Annotated in this window: 22 protein-coding genes; 16 read left to right on the top strand and 6 right to left on the bottom strand. The window is 69.4% G+C overall.

From position 1 onward, the window contains the following. Nucleotides 1-14 precede the first annotated feature (14 nt). Genes MRBLWH11_RS08935 through MRBLWH11_RS08970 form a run of 8 tightly spaced genes read left to right on the top strand, consistent with a single transcriptional unit; the run spans nucleotide 15 to nucleotide 7,498 of the window. Nucleotides 15-1,088 carry an ABC transporter permease gene (locus MRBLWH11_RS08935; RefSeq protein ID WP_116635515.1) on the top strand — a complete coding sequence of 358 codons (1,074 nt, stop codon included), beginning with the start codon at nucleotides 15-17 and terminating at the stop codon, nucleotides 1,086-1,088. A 2-nt stretch (nucleotides 1,089-1,090) separates the two neighbouring features. Then, nucleotides 1,091-1,897, top strand: coding sequence for an ATP-binding cassette domain-containing protein (locus tag MRBLWH11_RS08940; RefSeq protein WP_341947610.1), 807 nt, complete (start codon nucleotides 1,091-1,093; stop codon nucleotides 1,895-1,897). 47 nt (nucleotides 1,898-1,944) lie between these two features. Then, on the top strand, nucleotides 1,945-2,781 hold the full coding sequence (locus MRBLWH11_RS08945; protein WP_341947611.1) for an SDR family oxidoreductase: 837 nt from the start codon (nucleotides 1,945-1,947) through the stop codon (nucleotides 2,779-2,781). A 6-nt stretch (nucleotides 2,782-2,787) separates the two neighbouring features. Further along, a complete protein-coding gene (locus MRBLWH11_RS08950) occupies nucleotides 2,788-3,891 on the top strand; it encodes a galactitol-1-phosphate 5-dehydrogenase (RefSeq protein WP_341947612.1) in 1,104 nt (367 codons plus the stop codon). After that, entirely contained in the window at nucleotides 3,888-4,946 is a 1,059-nt protein-coding gene (locus tag MRBLWH11_RS08955; RefSeq protein WP_341947613.1) for a zinc-dependent dehydrogenase, read from the top strand. The genes MRBLWH11_RS08950 and MRBLWH11_RS08955 overlap by 4 nt, the downstream gene beginning before the upstream one ends. Continuing rightward, nucleotides 4,943-5,887, top strand: a complete 945-nt coding sequence (locus MRBLWH11_RS08960; protein WP_341947614.1) for a shikimate dehydrogenase — start codon at nucleotides 4,943-4,945, stop codon at nucleotides 5,885-5,887. The genes MRBLWH11_RS08955 and MRBLWH11_RS08960 overlap by 4 nt, the downstream gene beginning before the upstream one ends. Before the next feature lie 55 nt (nucleotides 5,888-5,942). After that, nucleotides 5,943-6,536 carry a glucose-6-phosphate isomerase family protein gene (locus tag MRBLWH11_RS08965; protein ID WP_116635521.1) on the top strand — a complete coding sequence of 198 codons (594 nt, stop codon included), beginning with the start codon at nucleotides 5,943-5,945 and terminating at the stop codon, nucleotides 6,534-6,536. A gap of 59 nt (nucleotides 6,537-6,595) precedes the next feature. Then, nucleotides 6,596-7,498: a MurR/RpiR family transcriptional regulator gene (locus MRBLWH11_RS08970; protein ID WP_207769963.1), complete on the top strand. Its 903-nt coding sequence runs from the start codon at nucleotides 6,596-6,598 to the stop codon at nucleotides 7,496-7,498. Nucleotides 7,499-7,531: 33 nt separating this feature from the next. Here the strand turns inward: MRBLWH11_RS08970 and glpK are convergent, their stop codons facing one another. Further along, nucleotides 7,532-9,031: a glycerol kinase GlpK gene (gene glpK, locus MRBLWH11_RS08975; protein WP_341947615.1), complete on the bottom strand. Its 1,500-nt coding sequence runs from the start codon at nucleotides 9,029-9,031 to the stop codon at nucleotides 7,532-7,534. A gap of 117 nt (nucleotides 9,032-9,148) precedes the next feature. Here glpK and MRBLWH11_RS08980 point away from each other — a divergent pair, with 117 nt between their 5' ends. Next, the gene (locus MRBLWH11_RS08980) at nucleotides 9,149-10,252 is read left to right on the top strand and encodes an alcohol dehydrogenase catalytic domain-containing protein (RefSeq protein WP_341947616.1); all 1,104 of its coding nucleotides are present in this window, start codon (nucleotides 9,149-9,151) and stop codon (nucleotides 10,250-10,252) included. Here the strand turns inward: MRBLWH11_RS08980 and MRBLWH11_RS08985 are convergent. Further along, on the bottom strand, nucleotides 10,237-10,944 hold the full coding sequence (locus MRBLWH11_RS08985; RefSeq protein ID WP_341947617.1) for an SDR family oxidoreductase: 708 nt from the start codon (nucleotides 10,942-10,944) through the stop codon (nucleotides 10,237-10,239). The two genes, MRBLWH11_RS08980 and MRBLWH11_RS08985, sit on opposite strands and share 16 nt — an antisense overlap. Nucleotides 10,945-11,018: 74 nt before the next feature. On the opposite strand from MRBLWH11_RS08985, the gene MRBLWH11_RS08990 reads away from it, so the two are divergent. Genes MRBLWH11_RS08990 through MRBLWH11_RS09000 form a run of 3 tightly spaced genes read left to right on the top strand, consistent with a single transcriptional unit; the run spans nucleotide 11,019 to nucleotide 13,392 of the window. After that, on the top strand, nucleotides 11,019-11,888 hold the full coding sequence (locus MRBLWH11_RS08990) for a transketolase (RefSeq protein WP_341947618.1): 870 nt from the start codon (nucleotides 11,019-11,021) through the stop codon (nucleotides 11,886-11,888). Then, nucleotides 11,885-12,865: a transketolase C-terminal domain-containing protein gene (locus tag MRBLWH11_RS08995; protein WP_341947619.1), complete on the top strand. Its 981-nt coding sequence runs from the start codon at nucleotides 11,885-11,887 to the stop codon at nucleotides 12,863-12,865. The genes MRBLWH11_RS08990 and MRBLWH11_RS08995 overlap by 4 nt, the downstream gene beginning before the upstream one ends. After that, nucleotides 12,862-13,392, top strand: coding sequence for a hypothetical protein (locus MRBLWH11_RS09000; protein WP_341947620.1), 531 nt, complete (start codon nucleotides 12,862-12,864; stop codon nucleotides 13,390-13,392). Before MRBLWH11_RS08995 ends, MRBLWH11_RS09000 begins: the two co-directional genes overlap by 4 nt. 58 nt (nucleotides 13,393-13,450) lie before the next feature. On the opposite strand, the gene MRBLWH11_RS09005 is transcribed toward MRBLWH11_RS09000, so the two are convergent. Beyond that, nucleotides 13,451-14,377, bottom strand: coding sequence for a shikimate dehydrogenase (locus tag MRBLWH11_RS09005; protein ID WP_341947621.1), 927 nt, complete (start codon nucleotides 14,375-14,377; stop codon nucleotides 13,451-13,453). After that, a complete protein-coding gene (locus MRBLWH11_RS09010; RefSeq protein ID WP_341947622.1) occupies nucleotides 14,374-15,225 on the bottom strand; it encodes an MBL fold metallo-hydrolase in 852 nt (283 codons plus the stop codon). Before MRBLWH11_RS09010 ends, MRBLWH11_RS09005 begins: the two co-directional genes overlap by 4 nt. 224 nt (nucleotides 15,226-15,449) lie before the next feature. Here MRBLWH11_RS09010 and MRBLWH11_RS09015 point away from each other — a divergent pair, with 224 nt between their 5' ends. Beyond that, nucleotides 15,450-16,994 carry a DUF222 domain-containing protein gene (locus tag MRBLWH11_RS09015; protein ID WP_341947623.1) on the top strand — a complete coding sequence of 515 codons (1,545 nt, stop codon included), beginning with the start codon at nucleotides 15,450-15,452 and terminating at the stop codon, nucleotides 16,992-16,994. Between the two features lie 90 nt (nucleotides 16,995-17,084). Here the strand turns inward: MRBLWH11_RS09015 and MRBLWH11_RS09020 are convergent, their stop codons facing one another. Both MRBLWH11_RS09020 and MRBLWH11_RS09025 read right to left on the bottom strand, forming a co-directional pair. Next, nucleotides 17,085-17,291: a CDGSH iron-sulfur domain-containing protein gene (locus MRBLWH11_RS09020; protein WP_116635537.1), complete on the bottom strand. Its 207-nt coding sequence runs from the start codon at nucleotides 17,289-17,291 to the stop codon at nucleotides 17,085-17,087. Continuing rightward, nucleotides 17,288-18,337: an iron-containing redox enzyme family protein gene (locus MRBLWH11_RS09025; RefSeq protein WP_341947624.1), complete on the bottom strand. Its 1,050-nt coding sequence runs from the start codon at nucleotides 18,335-18,337 to the stop codon at nucleotides 17,288-17,290. Before MRBLWH11_RS09025 ends, MRBLWH11_RS09020 begins: the two co-directional genes overlap by 4 nt. A 206-nt stretch (nucleotides 18,338-18,543) precedes the next feature. Here MRBLWH11_RS09025 and MRBLWH11_RS09030 point away from each other — a divergent pair, with 206 nt between their 5' ends. From MRBLWH11_RS09030 to MRBLWH11_RS09040, 3 genes are read left to right on the top strand one after another with little or no spacing between them, the layout of a single operon-like run. After that, the gene (locus MRBLWH11_RS09030) at nucleotides 18,544-18,918 is read left to right on the top strand and encodes a DUF427 domain-containing protein (protein ID WP_341947625.1); all 375 of its coding nucleotides are present in this window, start codon (nucleotides 18,544-18,546) and stop codon (nucleotides 18,916-18,918) included. A 33-nt stretch (nucleotides 18,919-18,951) separates the two neighbouring features. Then, nucleotides 18,952-20,508, top strand: a complete 1,557-nt coding sequence (locus MRBLWH11_RS09035) for an ABC transporter substrate-binding protein (RefSeq protein ID WP_341947626.1) — start codon at nucleotides 18,952-18,954, stop codon at nucleotides 20,506-20,508. A 5-nt stretch (nucleotides 20,509-20,513) separates the two neighbouring features. Further along, entirely contained in the window at nucleotides 20,514-21,557 is a 1,044-nt protein-coding gene (locus MRBLWH11_RS09040; RefSeq protein WP_341947627.1) for an ABC transporter permease, read from the top strand. The last annotated feature ends 2 nt before the right edge of the window (nucleotides 21,558-21,559 follow it).

Consider the following 21,559-nt stretch of genomic DNA (forward strand, 5'->3'; position numbering starts at 1 on the left):
TAGGAAAGCCCATCATGAACCGAAGCGCCACCGATCTCCCGGATGACGAGCGACCGAGCACCGTCACCGCCGGATTCTCGATGGGACTGGTCGAGATCGACCAGGGAGCCCGTCTCAGCCCTCTCCAGTGGATCGAACGACGGATGCTGTCGCGCCCGCTGATCGGTCCCGTCGCGGTGCTCATCATCGCGCTGATCGTCTTCTCGATCGTGTCGCCGAACTTCGGCACGCTCCAGAACTTCTCCCTGATCCTGCAGCAGGTGCAGGTGATCGCGATGCTCGGCATCGCGCAGACCCTCATCATCCTCACCGCAGGGATCGACCTCTCCGTCGCGGCGGTCATGCTGCTGTCGCAGGTCGCCATGGGTCGTTTCGCCGTCTCGGTCGGACTCCCTGTCGAGATCTCGCTCGTGCTCGGCATCGTCGTCGGCATCGCCTGCGGGGCGATCAACGGCTTCATCGTGACGAAGCTCAACATCCCGCCGTTCATCGCGACCCTCGGCACCCTGAGCATCTTCTACGCGCTGAACATCTTCATCTCCGACGGGGAGAGCGTGCCGTACGCCGACGTGCCCCCGCTGTTCAACTGGCTCGGAACGGGCTTCCGCGTGTTCGGCACGACGTTCACCTTCGGCCAGGTGCTCACGATCCTCATGTTCATCCTGTTCGCCTACATCCTGCGCAACACCGCCTGGGGCACGCACATCTACGCCGTGGGCGACAACCTCGAGGCCGCGCGCCTCAGCGGCATCCGCGTCAACCGCGTGCTCATGTCGGTGTACGTGGTGGCCGGTCTCATCATCGGCGTCACCGCCTGGCTGCTCATCGGGCGCATCGGCTCGATCTCGCCCACCGCGGGCGCCGCCTACAACCTCGCGTCGATCACCGCGGTGGTCATCGGCGGCACGAGCCTCTTCGGCGGGCGCGGACGGATCATGGGCACGCTGCTCGGATCCCTCATCGTCGGCGTCTTCTCCAGCGGACTGTCCCTCGCAGGATTCGACAGCCTCTGGCAGGAGTTCACCATCGGCCTCCTCATCATCGGCGCGGTCGCCGTCGACCAGCGCCTCCGCAAGATCGGACGTTGACCATGACCACCGGAACCCAGACCCCGCGCTCCACCGACCTGGTGCTCGAAGCGCGCGGCATCGTGAAGCGCTACGGACGCGTCGTCGCCCTCGACCAGACGGACTTCGAGATCCGTCAGGGGGAGGTGCTCGCCGTGATCGGCGACAACGGCGCCGGCAAGTCCTCACTGATCCAATGCCTGTCGGGCGCCGTGCAGCCCGACGAGGGCGAGCTGCTGGTGAGCGGGGAGCCCACGACGCTGAGGACGCCGGTCGACGCTCGCCGGCTCGGAATCGAGACCGTCTTCCAGAGCCTCGCCGTCTCGCCGGCGCTCGACATCGCCAGCAACATCTTCCTCGGCCGGGAGCTGCGCCGCCCCGGCATCGCCGGCTCCGTGTTCCGCATGCTCGACAAGAAGCGGATGCGGGCGGAGTCGCTCGAGGTGATGTCGCAGCTCGGGCTGCAGACGCTCCAGAACATCGGCCAGTCGGTCGAGACCCTCTCCGGCGGTCAGCGTCAGGGCGTCGCTGTGGCGCGTGCCGCGGCCTTCGGCTCGAAGGTCGTCATCCTCGACGAGCCGACCGCGGCCCTCGGCGTCAAGGAGTCGGGGCGCGTCGTCAAGCTCATCAAGGACATCAACGCCCGCGGCATCCCGGTCATCCTGATCAGCCACAACATGCCGCAGATCTTCGAGGTCGCCGACCGCATCCACATCCAGCGTCTCGGAAAGCGCATCGCGCTCGTCGAGACGTCGCAGATCGACATGGCGGGTGCCGTGGCGCTGATGGTCGGTGCGAAGACCCCCGAGCAGCTCGGGCTCGCCTCATGAGCCCGCAGCAGGACCCCGCAGACAATCTTCAAGAAAGGAGCACCCGCATGGTGCCCAACTACCTCCCCGCGCCCGGCACGGCCCTCGACGGCAAGGTGGCGCTCATCACCGGCGCCGCCTCCGGGATCGGCGAAGCGGTCGCCCGCATCTACGCCGCCAACGGATGTCGCGTCGCCCTGATCGACATCGACGCGGCCCGCCTCGAAGAGGTCGCCGCCGACATCGCGGAACGCGGCGGCGAGGTGCTCTCCCTCGTCGGGAACGTCGTGGAGGAGGACGAGGTGCGCGCGTTCTTCGCCGCGACCGTGGCCCGCTGGGGCCGGATCGACCTCGTCATCAACAGCGCCGGCCGGGACTCCCTCGCACCGCCCGTCACCCAGGTGACGCTCGAGGAGTGGAACAAGACGATCGGGCCGAACCTCACCGGCGTCTTCCTCTGCTGCCGCGAGGCCTTCCTCGTCATGGATGGCCAGGAGACGGGCGGGCGCATCATCAACATGGGCTCCTCCTCGACCAAGGTCGCCTCGGGGCCGGGGCACAGCCCGTACCGCGCCTCGAAGCACGGCATGCTCGGATTCTCGAAGAACATCCTGATCGAGGGCATGCACAAGAACATCGGCGTCACGGTCCTGAACCCCTCGCACGTGCGCACGCCGATGACCGAGATCATCGACAAGGGCCTGTACGACGGCGACCTGCCCGCCTACACCGACGGGTGGCTCGACGAGAAGGAGATCGAGGAGGGCCTCTCGGCCAGCTGCATCGATGTCGGGAACGTCGCGGAGGCCGCGCTCTACATCGGGACGCGCACGCCGGACGTGACCATCCCCACCTTCTCGCTGTACCCGACGCACAAGGTGCTGCGGTACGGCATGGAGGTCTAGGCGATCGTGAAGGCTGCAGTTCTGCGCGGCATCCGCGACATCGCCGTCCTCGATGTGCCCGTGCCGGAGCCCGTCGGCGTCGACTCGGTCCTCGTGCGGATCGGGGCGGTGGGCGTCTGCGGGTCCGACGTCCTCCGCTTCGGCATCGGCAAGGGATACGGCTTCCCGCGGGTGCTCGGCCACGAGATGTCGGGCACCCTGGTCGAGGACTCCCCGTCGGGAGTGCTCAAGGCCGGCGATCGCGTCGCGATCTTCCCGTGCATCCCCGAGCCCTCGGACCCGATGAGCGAGATCGGCGAGTACGCGCTCGCCGATCGCTACGACTACTTCGGCTCCCGGCGCGACGGCGGACTCGAGGAGTATCTGCGGGTGCCCGAGCGCAACCTGATCCCACTGCGTCCCGGCACCTCTCTGATCGACGGTGCGATGGTGGAGCCGGCGGGGGTGGCCCTGCATGCCGTCCGCAAGGCCGTGGTCCCCCCGAACGCGACGGCGCTCGTCATCGGCGCAGGGCCGATCGGCATCCTCGCCGCGCAGTGGCTGCGCATCCTCGGCGTCGTGCGCGTGCTCGTGGCGGATGTCGATGCGCGCAAGCGCGAGATCGCCGAGAGCCTCGGCTTCGAGACGCTCGACGCGTCGACGGCGCCGTCCGACGAGCTCGCGACGGCGGCGACCGCCGGCCGCGGCGTCGACATCGCCGTCGAGGCCTCCGGTATCTCCGTGACGTTCCTCCAGGCGATCCGCGCGGCGGCGCACCGCGGACAGGTCGTCCTGCTCGGCGACCTCGCCGACGACGTCGCACTGCCGAAGGAGCTCGTCTCCCGCGTGCTGCGCCGGGAGCTCGTGCTGCGCGGAACATGGAACGCCGTCATCACGCCCCGGGTGACGAACGACTGGGAGATGGTGGTGGCCTGCCTCGGCCGGTCGCTCATCGTCGACGGGCTCGTGAGCCACGTCGAGCGCATCGACGACGCGCAGGAGGTCTTCACCCGCCTCGCCGACCGCGGAGCATGGTCGAACAAGACGATCTTCGCGGTCTCCGACGAGGCCGTCGCCGAGGCGGACGCCGCACTCAGCGGATCCCTCTCCGCACGATTGGCGCGGCGATGAAGGCCGCGGTGTTCCTGGGACCGGGACGCATCGAGGTCACGGACATCCCGGTGCCCGAGGTGGGCCCCGGCGACGTGCTGGTCGAGGTGAGGGCGGCCAGCATCTGCGGCACCGACCTGCGCATCATGAAGCACGGGCACTTCCGCATCCCCGAGGGCACGCGCCGCGTGCTCGGGCACGAGCTCACGGGTCGGATCGTCGAGGCGGGGGCGGATGTCCGCGGCTTCGCGGTCGGCGACCGGGTCAGCGTCGCTCCGAACGTCGGCTGCGGCGTCTGCGCCATGTGCCGCCGCGGGCTGAACCAGCTGTGCCCGACGTACGACGCGTTCGGCATCACGCTGAACGGCGGGTTCGAGGAGTACATGCTCGTCCCGGCGGTGGCGATCGAACGCGGGAACCTCTTCCACGTCCCGGATGCCGTGGGCGACGAGATCGCCGCGATCATGGAGCCGATGTCCTGCTGCCTCCACGGTCAGCGCAAGGTCGAGGTCTCACCCGAGGACTCGGTGCTCATCATCGGCGCGGGCCCCATCGGATGCTTCCACACCGTGCTCGCGAAGCGGGCCGGCGCCCGTCAGGTGATCGTGGCCAACACCCGACAGCCGCGGCTCGACATCGCCGGCCGGCTGGGAGCCGACCATCTCATCAACGTGTCGGAACAGGACCTGCACGAGGAGGTCATGGCGCTGACCGGAGGCGAGGGCGTGGATGTCGTCATCACCTGCGTCTCCAAGCCCGACGTGATCGCCTCGACGACCGACCTCGCCGGACGCCTCGGACGGATCAACGTGTTCTCCGGACTCGGCGATCAGGCCAGGCCCGCGATCGACGTGAACGCGCTCCACTACCAGGAGCAGACCCTCACCGGGACGACGGGGTCGAGCGTGACCGACTACGGCGACGTCATCGGCATCATCGCGGAGAGCGATGTGGATCTCACGCCGATCATCACCGCGCGATTCGCCCTCGACGACATCGAGGCGGCGATGGAGCACTCGCGCTCCGGAGTCGGCATGAAGTCGCTGATCACCTTCGACCGAGGAGACGCGCGATGACCGCGGAGGTCTACACCCCCGACACGCTCGTGCCCGCGACGGAGCCGACGTTCGCCTTCGTCGGCGTCACGACCGGGGCGTCGTCGATCATGGAGGTCTTCCCGCGGTGGGCCGCGCATCTCGGCATCCCGTCGCGCATCGTCGGCATCGATGTGCCGCTGGATGCCGACCCCGAGACGTACCGCCGCGTCGTCCGGTTCTTCACGGACGACCCGCTCTCGCTCGGCGCCCTGGTCACGACGCACAAGCTGAACCTGTTCCAGGCGAGCCGTGACCTGTTCGACGAGATCGGGGAGTCGGCCGCGCAGCTCGACGAGATCAGCAGCATCTCGAAGCGCGACGGGCGCCTCCTCGGCCACGCGATGGACGACGTCACGAGCGGTCTGGCGTACGACGCCATCGTCGGCGAGGCCGACGAAGAGGTGCTCCTGCTCGGCGCCGGCGGGTCCTCGCTCGCCCTCACGCTGCACCTGCACCGGAAGCACCGGGCGGGCGGCGGGGCACCGCGTCGGATCGTCGTGACCAACCGGCGCCCCGGACGCATCGACGAGATGCGCGCGTTCCACGAGCGGATCGGGTTCGCGCTGCCGATCGAGTACGTGGTGGCGCCGGAGCCGACGGTCAACGACGCCGCTCTCGCGACCATGGCCCCGCGTTCCACGGTCATCAACGCGACCGGACTGGGCAAGGATCGGCCGGGCTCCCCTCTCACGGACGCGGCGCGGTTCCCCGACGGCGCCGTCGCCTGGGACTTCAACTACCGCGGCGACCTCGTGTTCCTCGACCAGGCGCGGTCGCAGGCCGATCGCGGCATCCGCGCCGTCGACGGGTGGTTCTACTTCCTCCACGGGTGGACGCGCGTGATCGCGCAGGTCTTCGACATCGCCATCCCGACATCCGGTCCCGCATTCGACGAGCTCTCCCGCATCGCGCGCGCCTAGCGGCGCCACGCCCGAAGAAGACACAGACAAGAAACGACACAGAGAAGGACCACGCATGAGCACCGCATCCCTCACTCCCACCACCCGATCCGTCGTCACCCGGTTCGACCTGACCACCGGACTCGCCGACGGCACCCCGTCGCTGCGTCGCCCGCTGTCGGCGATGGCCGGCATGTACGCGGACGCGGCGGCGTTCGAGGCCGCCGTCGCCGCGGACGACGTGCTCAGCTACGAGTTCTACGACATGGGCGTTCCCGCGCTCGAGACCGAGATCGCCTACGGGACGAGCATCACCTACCCCGGTCGCGTCGGCGACGAGTACTTCATGACCAAGGGGCACTTCCACACCCGCCTCGAGGCCGCGGAGATCTATCTGTGCCTCTCGGGCGAGGGCCTCATGCTGATGGAGAGTCCCGAGGGTGACGTGCAGGTCGAGGAGTTCCGGGCCGGTCGTTCGGTGTACGTGCCCGGCCGCTACGCGCATCGCAGCATCAACACCTCGGCCACCGAGCCGCTGATCACCTTCTTCGCGTTCCCCGGGGACGCGGGGCACGACTACGGCACGATCGAGACGAAGGGCTTCCGCAAGATCGTCGTCGATCGCGACGGGGTGCCCACGCTGCAGGACAACCCGCGCTGGCAGAGCTGACGCCCGGAGCCCCGGAGCGCTGCCATGGGAACGGCCGGACGACCGTCTAGACTCCACACGTGACTGACCAGGACACGGGAGGGAATCTCCTCCACCAGATCTCCCGTCGCGCCGGAGCGATGAGCCCGGCCCTGCGCGGCGTCGCCGATGTGATCCTCGCGGATCCCGAAGAGGCGCAGGCCCTGTCGATCACCGAGCTCGCCGGGCGAGCGGGCGTCGCGGACTCCACGGTGTCGCGGTTCCTCCGCGAGCTCCAGCTCGACGGGTACAACCAGCTGCGGCTCGGCATCGCGCAGGCGATCTACTCGCGTCCCGTCTCGACTGAGCAGCGCACCAACTGGGTGTACGAGGGCGTGCTCAAGGGTGACAGCAGCGAGCAGATCGTCGAGAAGGTGCTGCACGGCAGCTTCGAGTCGCTGACGCGCACGACGGAGCGGCTCGACCCTGAGATCATGAGCGCCGCGGTCGACCGCATCCACGACGCGTCGGCCGTCTACTTCGCCGCGATGGGGTCGTCGGCGACCGCGGCCGAGAGTGCGATGATGCGCTTCGTCCGCGCGGGCAAGCGCTGCCACTTCTTCCGCGATCAGAGCGTGCAGACCATGGGCAGCGCGACGCTGCGCGAAGGAGATGTGCTGATCGCGATCAGCGACTCCGGCGACTCGACCTCGGTCGTCTCGTCGGCCCAGATCGCGAAGTTCCACGGCGCCTACGTGCTCGGGGTCACCTCGAACGTGGACTCCGCGCTGGCGTCGGTGGTCGACGATGTGCTCCTCACCGCCGGCACCGTCGCGAGCTCCGACGTCTACGGCGAGTCGGTCACCGCGAAGTGGGGTCAGCTGCTGGCGATCGATGTGCTGTACGCGACATACGCCACGCGCTTCTTCGAGGAGACGGCCGACTATCTGCAGGAGAGCTACCTGTCGGCGATCAAGCCGACGCGGGGGAGCGGCGGCGACTGACACCGCCCGCCCCGTTCCGGGATCGTGGGGCGCTCAGTGGTCGGTCCAGTCGAGCGACCGCGACACGGCCTTCGTCCACCCGGCGTAGAGGCGCTCGCGCGTCTCGGCATCCATCTGCGGCTCGAACGTGCGCTCGATCTCGATCGAGGCGCGCAGCTCGTCCTGCGAGGCCCAGAATCCCACCGCGAGGCCCGCGAGGAACGCGGCGCCGCGGGCGGTCGACTCGGTCACACGCGGACGGTGCACCGGCACGCCGAGCTGATCGGCCTGGAACTGCAGGTGGAAGTCGTTGGCCACCGCGCCGCCGTCGACCCGCAGCTCGGGGAGCGGCGTGCCCGACTCCGCGGTCATGGCGTCGATGACGTCGCGATAGGAGTAGCTCATCGACTCCAGTGCCGCGCGCACCAGCTGCGCGCGACCCGTGCCGGGGGTGATGCCGAACACGGCGGCACGCGCGTACTGATCCCAATAGGGTGAGGCGAGACCCGTGAAGGCGGGCACGAGATAGACCCCGCCGGTGTCGGGGACGGATGCCGCGATCGCCGCGGTCTCCTCGACGTCGTCGATGATGCGGAGTTCGTCGCGGAGCCATTTGATGGTCACCCCGACGCCGAAGAACACGCCCTCCAGCGCGTACTCGACGCGGCCGTCGAGTCCCCACGCGATCGTCGTGATCAGACCCGCCTCGGAGTGGACCGGCGTCGTTCCGGTGTTCATCATCACCGAGCCGCCCGTGCCGTACGTGGCCTTCACGGCCCCGGGCGTGAAGCACGCCTGTCCGAAGAGGGCGCCCTGCTGATCGCCGGTGGCGGAGGCGACCGGGATGGCCGTTCCGAATCCCGCCGTCGCGCCCGTCGTGCCGTACACCTCGCTCGAGGGACGTACCTCGGGCAGGATGCCGCGCGGGATGTCGAGAATGTCGAGGATCTTCTGGTCCCACGTGAGCTCCCGGATGTTGAAGCACATCGTGCGGGAGGCGTTGGAGTAGTCGGTCACGTGCGCGGCGCCGTCGGTCAGCTTCCAGATGAGCCAGGAGTCGATGGTCCCGCACAGCAGGTCGCCGGCCTCGGCCCGTTCGCGCACGCCGGGGACGTTCTCGAGGAGCCAGCGGATCTTCGTGCCGGAGAAGTAGGTGTCGATCGGCAGCCCGGTCGATTCGCGGATGTACTCGGCATGACCGTCCGCGCGCAGCACGTCGCAGAACTCGGCGGTGCGGCCGTCCTGCCACACGAGGGCGTTGTGGACGGGCTCTCCTGTCACGCGGTCCCAGATGACGCAGGTCTCGCGCTGATTGGTGATGCCGATCGCCGCGACGGCCTCGGCCGGCACTCCCGAGTCGGACAGCACCCGGTGCGCGACCCGGAGCTGGGACTCCCAGATCACCTCGGCGTCGTGCTCCGCCCAGCCGGGGGCGGGGTAGTGCTGCTCGAACTCCTCCTGCGCGATGTGCTCGATGGACCCGTCATCTCTGAAGAGAATCGCGCGAACGCTGCCGGTGCCGGCGTCGAGCGCCATCACGTGTGTCTTGTTCATCCTCGAACCGGTTCCACTTCGTCGTGTGTTGACCGGGCATCATGCCCGTGACTAGAGTGACCGAAGTTTATTCTGAAAGCAAGTGAATCAGAGAAATATTTACCGAATGGAGCATCCATGCGCGCCGCCGTCCTGTTCAGCCCCCATGAGCCGCTGCGGATCGAGGATGTCGAGACGCCTGCCGTCCTCGAGCCGCACGAGGTGCGCGTCGCGACGGCCGCCGTCGGGCTCTGTCACTCCGACCTCCATGTGATCGACGGTCGCGTCGCGCGGCCCATGCCGATCGTGCTCGGCCACGAGGCCTCCGGCATCGTCAGCGAGGTGGGGTCCGCCGTGGCGGACGTGGCTGTCGGAGATCACGTCATCGCGTGCTTCGTCGTGTTCTGCGGCGCGTGCCGCATGTGCCGTGCGGGGAAGCCGGCCATGTGCCAGGACCGGGAGGCGACGATGCGCGGTCGCGGTGCGGAGCCGCGGCTGTCGCAGCACGGGGCCGAGGTGCAGCAGTGGACCAACATCGCCGGATTCGCGGAGGAGATGGTCCTGCACCGGAACGCGGTGACGGTCATCGACCGCCGGATGCCGCTCGACCTCGCGGCGATGCTCGGGTGCGCCGTCGCGACGGGGGTCGGCTCGGCGCGGAAGGTCGCCGGAGTCTCCGAGGGCGACCACGTGGTCGTGATCGGCGCCGGCGGTGTCGGGCTGAACGTCTGCCAGGGCGCGGCGCTCGCCGGGGCGGCGACCGTGATCGCGATCGACCGCAGCGATGAGCGCCTGCGTCTCGCCCAGGAGCGGTTCGGCGCGACCCACGGGATCAACACCTCGGTGGTGGCGGATGCCGCGGCCGCTGTGCGCGCACTGACGGACGGCGGTGCCGATCACGTGTTCGAGGCGGTCGGCGTTCCGGGCCTGATCGGGCTCGCCCTCGACGCGACGGCCCGCGGCGGGTCGGTCTGGGCGGTCGGCGTGTTCGGCGACGAGGCCGAGATCGCCTTCCCGGCCGGGCATCTGCACGCGGGCAAGGGCGTGCAGGGCGTGCGCGCGGGATCCCTCGAGCCGCAGAAGGATCTGCCGCGGCTCGTCGAGGAGTACCTCGCCGGGCGGCTCGAGCTCGACGCGCTCGCCGGTCGGCGGATCCCGCTCGACGAGATCAACGACGGGATCGCCGACCTCGAGGCCGGGGTCGGCGCCCGCACGCTGGTGGTGTTTCAGCCGATCGAGTAGCCGCCGTCGACGTTGAGGACCGTGCCGGTGATGTAGGCGGCGTCGCGGGAGACGAGGAAGCCGATCGCGCGCGCCACGTCGTCGGCCTCGCCCCAGCGCGCGAGCGGGATGCGCGCGCTGATGCGCTCGAAGCGCTCGGCGTCGTCGCGTGCGCGACGCGACATCGGCGTCGCGATCCAGCCCGGAGCCACGGCGTTCACGCGGATGCCCTCCGGAGCGTAAGCCACAGCCTGCGAGCGGGTGAGCGCGACGACGGCACCCTTCGACGCCGCGTAGGCGGGGGAGTTCGCCGAGCCGAAGTAGCTCCACATCGAGGCGAAGTTCACGATCGATCCGCCGGCATCCGCGAGGCGTGAGCGGAGCAGCTCGCCGACCGCGAGCACACCCGTGACGTTCACTCCGAGCACCGCGTCGAACTGGTCGGGCTGCCACTCGTCGTCGCGCAGTACGGCCGCGCAGGTCACCAGGGCGCTGACCGGCCCGACGTCGGCGAGCGACTCCTCGAGCGCCGCGCCGTCGCTGACGTCGCAGCGGCGGAACGTGATGCCGTCGGGGAGGTCTGCGTCGGCGTCGAGGCCCAGCGCCACGATGCGCCAGCCGCGCTCCACCAACAGGTCTGCGACTGCCCGGCCGATGCCGGTGCCTCCTCCGGTGATCACGGCGAGCGGTTCGGTGAGGGGCGTGCTGGACATATCTTCTCCTGACGTATCGAAATTTATTCGACCGTAGCTTGACACCGGGGGAAATTTCAATGAGCATGTCTCCCGTGCCCTCATCGACGACGCTCACACCCGACCGACCCACCGCCGACGCCGCTCTCCTGGCCGATCGAGCCGCCTTCGTGCGGACCGAGACGATCCGCCTCATCGAGATCGCGAAGGTCGGACACTACAGCTCTGTCTTCTCGGCCGCCGAGATCTTCGCCGCGCTCTACTACGGCGTGATGCGCACGGATGCCGCTCGCCCCGACTGGCCCGACCGCGACCGATTCCTGATGGGCAAGGGGCATGCCGCCGTCGGTCTCTTCCCGATCCTGGCCGACCTCGGGTACTTCCCGACCGAGGTCCTCGACGGCTACACGCGCCTCGGCAGCCCGCTGGGCGACCACCCGGACATGACCAAGGTGCCCGGGATCGACTTCAGCTCGGGGTCGATCGGCCACGCGCTGTCGAACGGGCTCGGCATGGCGCTCGGCGGCCGGATGGCAGGGCGCGACTTCAGCGTCTTCGTCATGCTCGGCGACGGCGAGATGCAGGAGGGCCAGGTCTGGGAGGCCGCGCTCGGCGCCGCCCACCACCGGCTCGGAAAGCTCGTCGCCATCGTCGACCGCAACGGCTTCCAGCTCGACGGCAGCGTCGATGACGTGATCGGCATCGAACCGCTCGCCGACAAGTGGCGCGCGTTCGGCTGGAACGTCCACGAGGTCGACGGCCACGACGCGGCCGCCGTGCGCGATCTGCTGCTCGCGCTGGCGGAGCGCCCCGACGGTGCAGCGCCCAGCTGCGTCATCGCGCAGACGAAGAAGGGAAAGGGAGTGTCGTACATGGAGGAGGAGCCCGGATGGCACCTCGGATACCTCATGCCCGCCGATGCCGAGAGAGCCGTCGCCGAGATCCTGGAAGGGGGTCGGGCATGAGCGCGCCGCAGTTGGCCCAGGGCTCCTGGCAGTACCGGAGCATCAACGCGCAGAACCCGGGCCTCGACCACCTCTCCGACGGTCTGCTCGACCTCGTCGAGGCGGGAGTGCCCGTCGTCGCCGGCACCGCCGACCTGCAGTACTCGAACGGGCTCGTCAAGTTCGCGCAGCGGCATCCGGATCGCTTCGTCCAGTTCGGGATCTCCGAGCAGAACATGGTCTCGGCCGCGGCGGGGCTCGCCACGACCGGCGCCGTGCCGTTCGTGGCGACCTTCGCGTCGTTCCTCGCGCTGCTGTGCTGCGAGCAGATCCGCATGGACGTCGCCTACACCCAGCTCCCCGTGCGCCTCATCGGGCATCACACCGGCATCGCGCTCGGCTTCTACGGAACCAGCCATCACGCCACCGAGGACATCTCGGCGCTGCGCGCCATCGCCGGGCTCACGATCGTCTCGCCCGCCGACGGACCGCAGCTCCGCGCGGCGATCAGGGCGTCGGCGGACTGGCCGGAGCCGATCTACTTCCGCACCAGCCGCGGCCGCGATCCGCAGGTGTACGGCGATGACGTGGTCTTCGAGTTCGGGAAGGGCATCGAGCACGCGACCGGGACCGACCTCACGATCATCGCGTGCGGCACGCAGGTGCACCCGGCGCTCGCCGCGGCCGAGGAACTCCGGGCCGAGGGGCTCTCGGTGGGAGTCATCGACATGCCGACGATCAAGCCGCTCGACGACGAGCTCGTCCGCGCCGCCGCCGGGCGCAGCGGGGTCGTGCTCACCGTGGAGGAGCACAACGTCCTCGGGGGCCTGGGTGCCGCGGTCGCCGAGGTCATGGCGGAGACGCCCTCACGTGCCCGGCTCGTACGCCACGGCATCCACGATGAGTACAGTCTCATCGCGCCGCCGACGCATCTCTACGCCCACTACCGGCTGGACGCGCCCGGCATCGCCGCCGTCGCGCGGGAGGCTCTCGCATGACCGCCGCGACCCTCCCGCACGCGCACTGGCATGCCGCCACCGAGGTGCGCCCCGGCCCGGCGGTCGTCTTCGATCTCGACGGTGTGCTCGCGGATGCGATGCACCGGCAGCACTTCCTGCACCGTGAGACGCCCGACTGGGAGTCGTTCTATCGCGATGTCCACGCGGATGCCGTGATCGAGGCGGGGAGCGCCCTGCTGTCGTGCATGCGCGACGATGTGACGATCATCATCCTCACCGCCCGGGTCGACGAGGTCGCGATCGTGACCCGGGAGTGGCTCGCCGCGCAGGGGCTCCGCTTCGACCTGCTCGTGTGCCGGCCGCCGCAGGAGGACGACGACGCCACCGTCGCCGTTGACTACAAGCGGATCGAGATCGGGCGGATGCTCGCGTGGGGCATCGAGCCGATCCTCGGCATCGACGACAACCGCAAGATCATCGACATGTACGGGGAGTTCGGCATCCCGAGCCTGTACTTCCCGAGCGGCTACTACGACAGCACCTCGCGCTACGACGGCGGCGTGTAGGCGCACGGGAGCACACGAGGCCCGGAGGAGGGGCGGCGGGATCCCGCCGCCCCTCCTCTTATGCGATCGTGGAGCGGGCGATCTGCGAGAGGCGATCGAAGAGCTCGCCGCGGGCGGGGATGTCGATCCCGTGCACCTCCGCGACCACCGAGGTCCAGGAGTGGACGAAGTAGTCCCAGCCGTCCTCGACGATGAGTTCGCGCTCCGTCCGTCGGGCTTCGGCCTGGGTGAGGAACAGCCTCGGTCCGCGGTAGTTCATGTCCCAGATGATCGAACCGAGCGGGTAGTCGACGTCGTCGGTGAGCGGAGAGCCCGGTCGATCCTTGCCCATGCCCGTCGCATTGACGAGGACGGATGCCGGGGGCAGGGCGGCGACGACGGCATCCGCCTCGCTGGGGTCGGCCGTGACAAGCGGGACGACGGGGATGGGGAAGCCGATCTGCTCGTGCAGCGCGCGCATCTCCTCGAGCCGCTGCGGGGAGCGCGCGGTGACGTGGATGCGCGACGGGACCGGCAGGCCTTCGGCGGCCGCCCGGTGCAGGCCCAGCGTCGTCGCGATCGACGCGCCTCCCGCGCCGAGGAGTAGGAGCTCTCCGCCGCGGTCCCAGTGGCCGTCGGGGATCAGCGCCTCGAGGGCGCGTCGGCTCGTGCGGTCGTCGAGGGCCGCGCCATGAAGCTCGCCGTCGCGCATCGCCAGGCAGCTCACCTCGTGCAGCAGGCGGGCCGAGTCGTCGAGGTCCGCGAACAGATCGCGGGCCGCCGCGAGCACGTTGAGCTTGTGCGTCGTGATGAGTCCGCCGATCGAACCGGGCTCCGCGATCACGCGCTCGACGGCGGCCCGATACTCGGCGGCAGGAGCATCGAGGGGGAAGTCGACGCCGACGAGCGTGGATCGGATGCCGAGCTCGTCCATCCACAGCGGATAAATCCGCTGCATCGCGGACTCGGCCGTGGAGACGCCGAAGAACCAGAAGGTGGAGGTCATGCTGACGCTCCCACCGCGATGAACGGCACGCCGAGTTCGGGGATGCGCCAGGCGATGTCATCCACGTCGGACAGCCGCTGGGCGAGGTCGACGGGGTCGGCGGAGTTGAACTCGAACAGACCCCAGTGGTGGCAGACCAGGGAGGGGATGCCGGCGTCGCGGCAGAGCGCCACCGCCTCCTCCAGCGTGAAGTTCCCCGGAACGCCGTGGTCGCGGCGATGCGGATCGCGGCCGTTCACGGGCAGGAGGGCGACGTCGACGTCCAGGGCGCGGACGATGTCGGCCTGGCCGCGGTACGGGGCGCAGTCGCCGGAGTGGTAGATCCGCACGGAGCCGACCTCGATGACGTAGCCGAGGAACAGGTTCTGCGCGTGGTCGTCGGCCGTGAGCTCCTCGTGCGCGGCGGGGACGGCGGTCACCGTGATGCCGCCGCGGCTGCGGAACGACTCACCGGCGTCGAGACCCAGCAGCCGCTGTGCCGGGATGCCGCGCGCGACGCCCTTCACCGCTTCGGAGCGGGGGACGACGAAGAGCGGGTCGCTCGCGCTCTGCAGGTAGGGGATGGACCCGAGATCCATGTGGTCCGTGTGCCCGTGCGTGCACAGCACCAGGGAGAGTCCGGTGACGTCTGAGGGGTTCACGGGGCTCGGATGCATCCGGCTGTGCGGGAAGATCCGGCCGCGGTACTTGTCGGCGAGCACGTCGCTCAGATACGGATCGATGAACAGGAGCTCGTCGCCGGAGCGGATCGCGAACCCCGCCTGGCCGAGCCACCAGAGGACGACGGCATCCTCCTGGTCGGCGGGTGCAGGGAATCGGGGGTCCAGTGGGAATCGGGCGGGCGTCATCGCAGCTCCTTCGAAAGAATTTCTCTAACGATAGCTAGCCCAGAAATATCCTGCAAGATCGAGTGGGTGGCGAGCATGGGTTCCGCGGTCTGTTGCGCGCCGTCGCAGGCGGGGTCGGGGTGAGGCGCTCTCGCCGGTGCAACGTATGCCGGAATATCAGATTTAGCCGTTGAGCTGGTGATTCTCGGGGTCTGAATGTCGGTGGCCCCGGGTTGACTGGGGGTATGAACAGCACCAAGGAACTCCTGGATCGGGTCATCGCCGACCTCGATGCGGTGCTGTCCGCGGACGTGCTGGCGGGGTTGCCGGATGAAAAGCGGATGGACGTGCTGCGCGTCGCGGGAGACGCATTCCGGCGGGTCGAGGCCGTGGTGGTGGAGACGACCGCGTCCGCACACGCGGACTTCTCGCACACGTTCGGATGCCGTGGGCAGAACGAGCTGCTGCAGCGGGTGCTGCGGACGGATGTGGCGGGCGCGACGCGGGTCGGGAAGACCGCGGATGCCGTGCGGCGGCAGATCAGCGTCAGTTCCGGGGAGCGGCTGCAGGCGAGGTTTCCGGCGTTGCGAGAGGCGATGCTCGACGGGGTGATCGGTGTCGCAGGTCTCCTGGCGGCGGTGGGGCCGATCGACAAGGCGGCGCACAAGGTCGGGCGGGAGACGGTCCTCGAGGCGGATGCCCTGTTGGCGGCCTGCGCCCGCGGGTACCGCACGATGTTCGATGACCCGGTTGACCCCGTTGACGTGGATGCGGGCGCCGAAGCCGAGGCGGCCGAGGGCACTGACGAGCCAGGTCCGCCGGCGACACCGGAGGACCTGCGACAGTACGCGCAGATGATCGCCGCGGCGATGGACCCCGACGGGCCGGAGCCTTCGGATCGGAGTGCGCAGAACCAGCGGTTCTTCACGATCGGCCGCCTTCGCAACGGCCTCCACGCGATCCGCGGGAACATCCTCCCGGATGTCGCAGCCCAGATGCAGGCGGTGTTCGACGCGCAGTGCAACCCGAAGACCGACGGACCCCCGAAGCCCGGAGTGCAGTTCGAAGACAGCGAAAGCGCAAGTGGTAGCGACAGCGGCGGCGACAGCGACGCCGAATGCGGCGGCGAATGCGGCGGCGACAGCGAAAGCGCCGGCGCGGGCGCGGGCGCGGATGCGGATGCGCCTGACGGCGACGAGCCGTTCGATCGGCGCAGTTCCGCGCAGAAGCGGCACGATGCCCTCGCCGCCGCGCTGGGCATCGCCGCGCGCCACGCCGACACGCCCACGCTGGGTGGAGCATCCCCGACCCTGGTCGTCCACGTCGACGCGAAAGACCTCGCCGCAGGGCGCGGGTGGGCGACGATGGCCGGGTCGGAGTCCCCGGTCCCGCTGCATGTGGCCGCGCACACCGCCTGCACCGGCGCGATCCAGCGGGTGCTGTTCGACGAGGGCAGGATCGTGGGCATCAGCGTGACCGATCGGGTGTTCACCGTGCATCAACGGCGAGCGATCATCGCCCGTGACAGGGAGTGCCTCATCCCCGGCTGCCACGTGCCCGCGTCGTGGTGCGAGATCCACCATGTCACCGAGCACGCCCGCGGCGGTCCGACACATACCGACAACGGTGTCCCGCTGTGCTGGTGGCACCACCGATCGCTGGACTGGTCCGGGTGGGAGATCAGGATGAACGACGGCGTCCCCGAGATCCGTGGACCCGCCTGGTGGGACCCTCTCGGGCGCTGGCGCGCACCGCGTCCGCGCGCCCTGAGACACCTCGCCACCGCCTGACGCAGCCGCCTGACGAAGCCGCCTGACGGAGCCGCCTGACGGGGCCGCCTGACGGAGCCGTCTGACGGAGCCGGCCCGGCGTCGAGAGGATCAGTCGTCGGTCCGGAACCCCGCGGCCTTGTGCGTGCCGTCGCAGAACGGCTTGATGACCGACAGTCCGCACCGGCACAGCGCCATCGTGCGGCGATGCGGGCGGATGAGCTCGCCCTCCGGCGTGCGCAGCTCGATCTCGCCCCGAACCAGCAGCGGGCCGTCGGGGTACGGGGTGATCGTCGTCGGTTCGACGTCAGCGCTCATGACGTCGCCGCTCTCCGCAGAGAGGACTCGCCGGCCGACCACGCGTCCAGCATGTGCGCGCCCGACCAGCCGTCGACCGTGAGGCATGCGGCGGCGCCGAACATGATGTCGGCGAGCAGCTCCGGCCGGTCCTCGGCCAGACCGCCCGCCAGGTCGCGCGCGGCGATCTGCTCGTGCACGGCATCCGCTTCGATGTGCTCGTCGAAGTACTCCACGACGTCCTGGTCGAAGCCGAGTCGGCGCAGGCCGTCGGCGTAGAGCCGGCAGGGGATCGACGAGGTCATCTCGAACGCGGCGAGGTGACCGACGACCGCGCCGACCAGGCGGCGGTTGAGCCCGAACATCGACATCATGTTGAACGACGCGAGGGTGAGCGCCGGGACCTCGTCGACATAGGCGCCGTAGGCGGCATCGAGACCCGCCGCCCGCATCGCGTTCGCGAAGAGCACCGCGTGCACGCGATGGGGGCGCCCGCCGCCGTACTCGTCGGACTGGATCTCGACGAGCGCGGCCTTGGCTCGGCCCTCGAGCCGCGGGATCGCCCAGGAGTGCGGGTCTGCTTCGCGCAGCGTGTAGATCGAGCGCTGCCGGAGCATCTCCTCGGCCTGCTGCGTGGTCGCCTTCCTCGCGAAGTAGCGCGACAGGCTGGGGCCCGTGTCGGCCGCGGCGAGGGCGAACAGCGCCCGCCCGACGGCATCCACCGTCGGCTCCGGGATCTCCGGCATCGGGACCATCTCACGCAGTGCGCGCTCGAACGCGTCCTCCAGGATGCGACGGGTCGTGAGGAGTGCCGGATCCCACTCCAGGTCGGCATCGAGCTCGGGAAGAGAGCCGTACGCGGAGGAGTAGAGGAGGAAGAGGGCGAGCTGGATGTCGTCGTCGTGCACGATATCGGCGGTCGCGGCGACGGCATCCATCGCGAGGGCGGAGGTGTCGAAGCCGCCCGAGTCCTCGCCGCCGGTGAGCCGCGACAGGATCGCGTGGCTGAGCGGCCCGCGGTCCGCGAAGGCGAGAGCGGTGTCGGGGGAGAGGGTGGAAAGGGTCATGATCAGGCTCCTGGGGGTTCGAACGTTCCGAGCCTGACGCGAAAGCGACGTGCGTCCAAGGGACTTGACGCGCGGCCATCGGTCAGGCATGCGGAGCGTCTGTTCCGACACGCGACGACATGTGTCGTCACGGTGCGGAACCTCCCTTCGCCGTCTGCGGCGGTGGCGCTTATATGGGCGTACCCACGAACGACGAAGGAGCATCCATGTCCCTCACCACCGCCGAGAGCACGCACCGCGTCACCACGGAACCCGCCGCTCACCGGGTGCGCGTCACCGCCAGCGACCAGGTGATCGCGGACTCGACACGCGCCATCGTGCTGCACGAGACGAAGCATGCCGATCGCTACTACCTGCCTCGTGAAGACGTCATCTGGGATCTGCTGCAGCCGACCGAGTCCCGCAGCCACTGTCCGGTCAAGGGCGATGCGGACGACTACTGGGCCCTCCGGACCGACCCGGCCACCGACATCGCCTGGTCGTACCCGACCCCGTTCGACTACCTGGAGTCCATCGCCGGGTACGTCGCCTTCTACTCCGAGCGCGTCCAGGTGGACGTCGCGGAACTCCTGCCGCAGTGACAGCACCCGTACAGATACCCGAGGACACCGCACATGACCCTTCTCACCTCTCCGCCCGCCCGACGACGAGGCGCGCTCGCGCTCGTCGCGACGGTCAGCGCGACCCTGCTGGCCCTCACCGGCTGCGCGACCTCCTCGGCCTCGGGTGACGGCGCCGACGGAGCCGCAGAAGCCGTCTATCGCATCGGCATCACCGAGCCCGGAGCCGAGATCGATCCGCTCACCGTCGCTGACAGCGACGCGCAGCTGATCGCCGGCCTCGTCACCGAGCAGCTCGTCAGCTTCACGGCCGACGGCGAGGCGCTGCCCCGCCTCGCCACGGAATGGTCGGCATCAGAGGACGGTCTCACCTGGACCTTCACGCTCCGCGACGGTGCGCTGTTCAACGACGGCTCCCCGGTCACGGCCGCCGACGTGGTGGCGACGTTCGACGCGATCATCGGCGACGACAGCATCTCGCCGGCGAAGAGCGCGTTCGCCGGCATCCTCGATTCCGCGTCGGATGCCGGGGAGGGCCAGGTCGCGTTCACGCTCGCCCGTCCGTTCTCCGACTTCCCCCGTCTGCTCGCCGGCAACAACACCGGCATCCTCCCCGCCGACTACGAGCCCGGCACATGGCTCGACGCGCCGGTCGGAGCCGGGCAGTTCCTGCTCGAGGACTACGAGGTGGGGCAGAGCGTCACCTACGTGAAGAACCCCGACTACTGGAACGCCGACGAGATTCAGCTCGACGGCATCGAGCTGAAGATCTACAAGGATCCGCAGGCGTCGGTGCTCGCGTTCCAGGCCGGCGACATCGATCGCATCTCGGTCACCCCCGATGTGCTCGCGACCGTCGACGTCGACGACTACGACACCCTCTCCAGCGGCTACAGCTACTTCTACGGCATCCATCTCGATGTCACGAAGGCGCCCTTCGACGACCCCACGATCCGCGAGGCGCTCGCGTGGGCCGTCGACCGACAGGGCATCGTCGACAACGTCTACGGCGGAACCGCCGCGGTCGGCAACGACTACCCCGTGCTGCCGGACTACCTGCCGCAGCCGGAGGGCATCCCGCAGCGCGAGCAGGATCTCGAGAAGGTCGCCGACCTGCTCGACGGGCGCACGGTGTCGTTCACGATCACGACCTCGTTCCAGCTGTTCGGCGAGGTGCTGCAGCAGCAGCTCAACGCGGTCGACGGGTTCGACGTCGAGCTCGAGATCCTCTCGGACGAGCAGTACTACGCCGAGGGCGCCGACTCCCCGTGGCTCAATGCGCCGCTCACGGTGACCAGCTGGGGCAAGCGCGTGCCGTCGCAGTACTACGGTCTGTTCTACGCCGAGGGTGCCGCCTGGAACGCGGCGCACTACGCCAACCCGGAGCTGGCCCGACTCGTCACCGCGTTCGACGCGACGACCGATGAGACCGAGCGGCAGGAGCTCCTCACCGAGATCTCCGAGATCCAGTGGACCGATGTGCCGACCATCATCCCCGCCCTGGTGCGCTCCGAGGTGCTGGAGAGCAAGCGGGTGACGGGCGAGTTCATCGCCCCGATCGACTTCTGGTCCGGCTACAACTTCGCCGGCATCTCCGTCGAAGGGAAGTGAGTGCGATGACCGTCGGCTTCTCGTCGGATGCGCCTGCCTCGGCGCAGGCGAACGCCCGACGAGGGCTGGCGGTCCTCCGCTCCCGGCACAGCCAGGTGCCGCGCCTGATCGGCCAGCGTCTCCTCCAGGTGCCCCTCGTGCTGCTGGTGGTGTCGGTGCTGGTGTTCTGGCTCATCAAGATCGTGCCCGGCGACCCCGGTCGCAATGCCCTCGGGCAGTACGCCACGGCCGAGCAGGTGCAGGCCTGGAACGAGGCGCACGGCCTGACCGGACCGGTCATCGAGCGCTACTTCTCCTGGCTGATCGGCTTCGTCACCGGCGACTGGGGGACGAGCCTCATCTACGGCGCCCCCGTGCGGGAGCTCGTGCTCGAGCGGCTCGGCAACTCCCTCTTCCTGGGGGCGGTGGCGTTCATGATCCTCGTGCCGGTGGCGTTCGCGCTCGGCGCGCTCCAGGCGCGGCGGGAGGGCTCGCGCACCGACCGTGCCCTCACGGTCGGGCTGATGTCGCTCGCCTCGGTGCCGGAGTTCGTCGTCGGCGTGCTGCTGCTGATCGTGTTCAGCCTGACGCTCGGGTGGTTCCCCATCCAGTCGTCGATCAGTCTCGACGGCCCTCCCGGCGACGTGCTCCGCGCGCTCGTGCTGCCGGCGGTCACGCTCGCGCTCGGCTACCTCTCCGTGCTGGCGCGGATGACTCGCACCGGCGTCCTCGAGACGCTCGATTCGCAGTACTACCGCACGGCCGTCATCAAGGGACTGCACGGCCCGCAGCTCACGCTGGGACACGTCGCGCGCAACGCCGTGATCCCGACGGTCTCGCTGCTCGGTATCTACCTCGGCAGCCTCCTCGGAGGCAGCGCGATCGTCGAGACGCTCTTCGGGTATCCGGGGCTCGGTGCGCTGCTCGTCTCCGCCACGGTCGAGAAGGACATCTTCCTTCTCGAATCCGGCGTGATGGTGACGGGCGTGATCTCGCTGCTCGCCCTGCTCCTGACCGACATCGCGCTCGTGCTGATCGACCCCCGTGTCCGCTTCGAAGAGGGGGAATGACG

It is taken from the genome of Microbacterium sp. LWH11-1.2, assembly GCF_038397745.1.
Taxonomy (GTDB): Bacteria; Actinomycetota; Actinomycetes; order Actinomycetales; family Microbacteriaceae; genus Microbacterium.

Bases quoted from the DNA above. Each gene is read 5' to 3' on its own strand.
- MRBLWH11_RS08955 (WP_341947613.1), top strand. From the start codon at position 3,888: ATGAAGGCCGCGGTGTTCCTGGGACCGGGACGCATCGAGGTCACGGAC.
- MRBLWH11_RS09030 (WP_341947625.1), top strand. From the start codon at position 18,544: ATGTCCCTCACCACCGCCGAGAGCACGCACCGCGTCACCACGGAACCC.
- MRBLWH11_RS09020 (WP_116635537.1), bottom strand. From the start codon at position 17,291: ATGAGCGCTGACGTCGAACCGACGACGATCACCCCGTACCCCGACGGC.
- MRBLWH11_RS08995 (WP_341947619.1), top strand. From the start codon at position 11,885: ATGAGCGCGCCGCAGTTGGCCCAGGGCTCCTGGCAGTACCGGAGCATC.
- MRBLWH11_RS09035 (WP_341947626.1), top strand. From the start codon at position 18,952: ATGACCCTTCTCACCTCTCCGCCCGCCCGACGACGAGGCGCGCTCGCG.
- MRBLWH11_RS08940 (WP_341947610.1), top strand. From the start codon at position 1,091: ATGACCACCGGAACCCAGACCCCGCGCTCCACCGACCTGGTGCTCGAA.
- MRBLWH11_RS08935 (WP_116635515.1), top strand. From the start codon at position 15: ATGAACCGAAGCGCCACCGATCTCCCGGATGACGAGCGACCGAGCACC.
- MRBLWH11_RS09010 (WP_341947622.1), bottom strand. From the start codon at position 15,225: ATGACGCCCGCCCGATTCCCACTGGACCCCCGATTCCCTGCACCCGCC.
- MRBLWH11_RS09015 (WP_341947623.1), top strand. From the start codon at position 15,450: ATGAACAGCACCAAGGAACTCCTGGATCGGGTCATCGCCGACCTCGAT.
- MRBLWH11_RS08945 (WP_341947611.1), top strand. From the start codon at position 1,945: ATGGTGCCCAACTACCTCCCCGCGCCCGGCACGGCCCTCGACGGCAAG.
- MRBLWH11_RS09040 (WP_341947627.1), top strand. From the start codon at position 20,514: ATGACCGTCGGCTTCTCGTCGGATGCGCCTGCCTCGGCGCAGGCGAAC.
- MRBLWH11_RS09025 (WP_341947624.1), bottom strand. From the start codon at position 18,337: ATGACCCTTTCCACCCTCTCCCCCGACACCGCTCTCGCCTTCGCGGAC.
- MRBLWH11_RS09000 (WP_341947620.1), top strand. From the start codon at position 12,862: ATGACCGCCGCGACCCTCCCGCACGCGCACTGGCATGCCGCCACCGAG.
- MRBLWH11_RS09005 (WP_341947621.1), bottom strand. From the start codon at position 14,377: ATGACCTCCACCTTCTGGTTCTTCGGCGTCTCCACGGCCGAGTCCGCG.
- MRBLWH11_RS08965 (WP_116635521.1), top strand. From the start codon at position 5,943: ATGAGCACCGCATCCCTCACTCCCACCACCCGATCCGTCGTCACCCGG.
- MRBLWH11_RS08980 (WP_341947616.1), top strand. From the start codon at position 9,149: ATGCGCGCCGCCGTCCTGTTCAGCCCCCATGAGCCGCTGCGGATCGAG.
- MRBLWH11_RS08985 (WP_341947617.1), bottom strand. From the start codon at position 10,944: ATGTCCAGCACGCCCCTCACCGAACCGCTCGCCGTGATCACCGGAGGA.
- MRBLWH11_RS08960 (WP_341947614.1), top strand. From the start codon at position 4,943: ATGACCGCGGAGGTCTACACCCCCGACACGCTCGTGCCCGCGACGGAG.
- glpK (WP_341947615.1), bottom strand. From the start codon at position 9,031: ATGAACAAGACACACGTGATGGCGCTCGACGCCGGCACCGGCAGCGTT.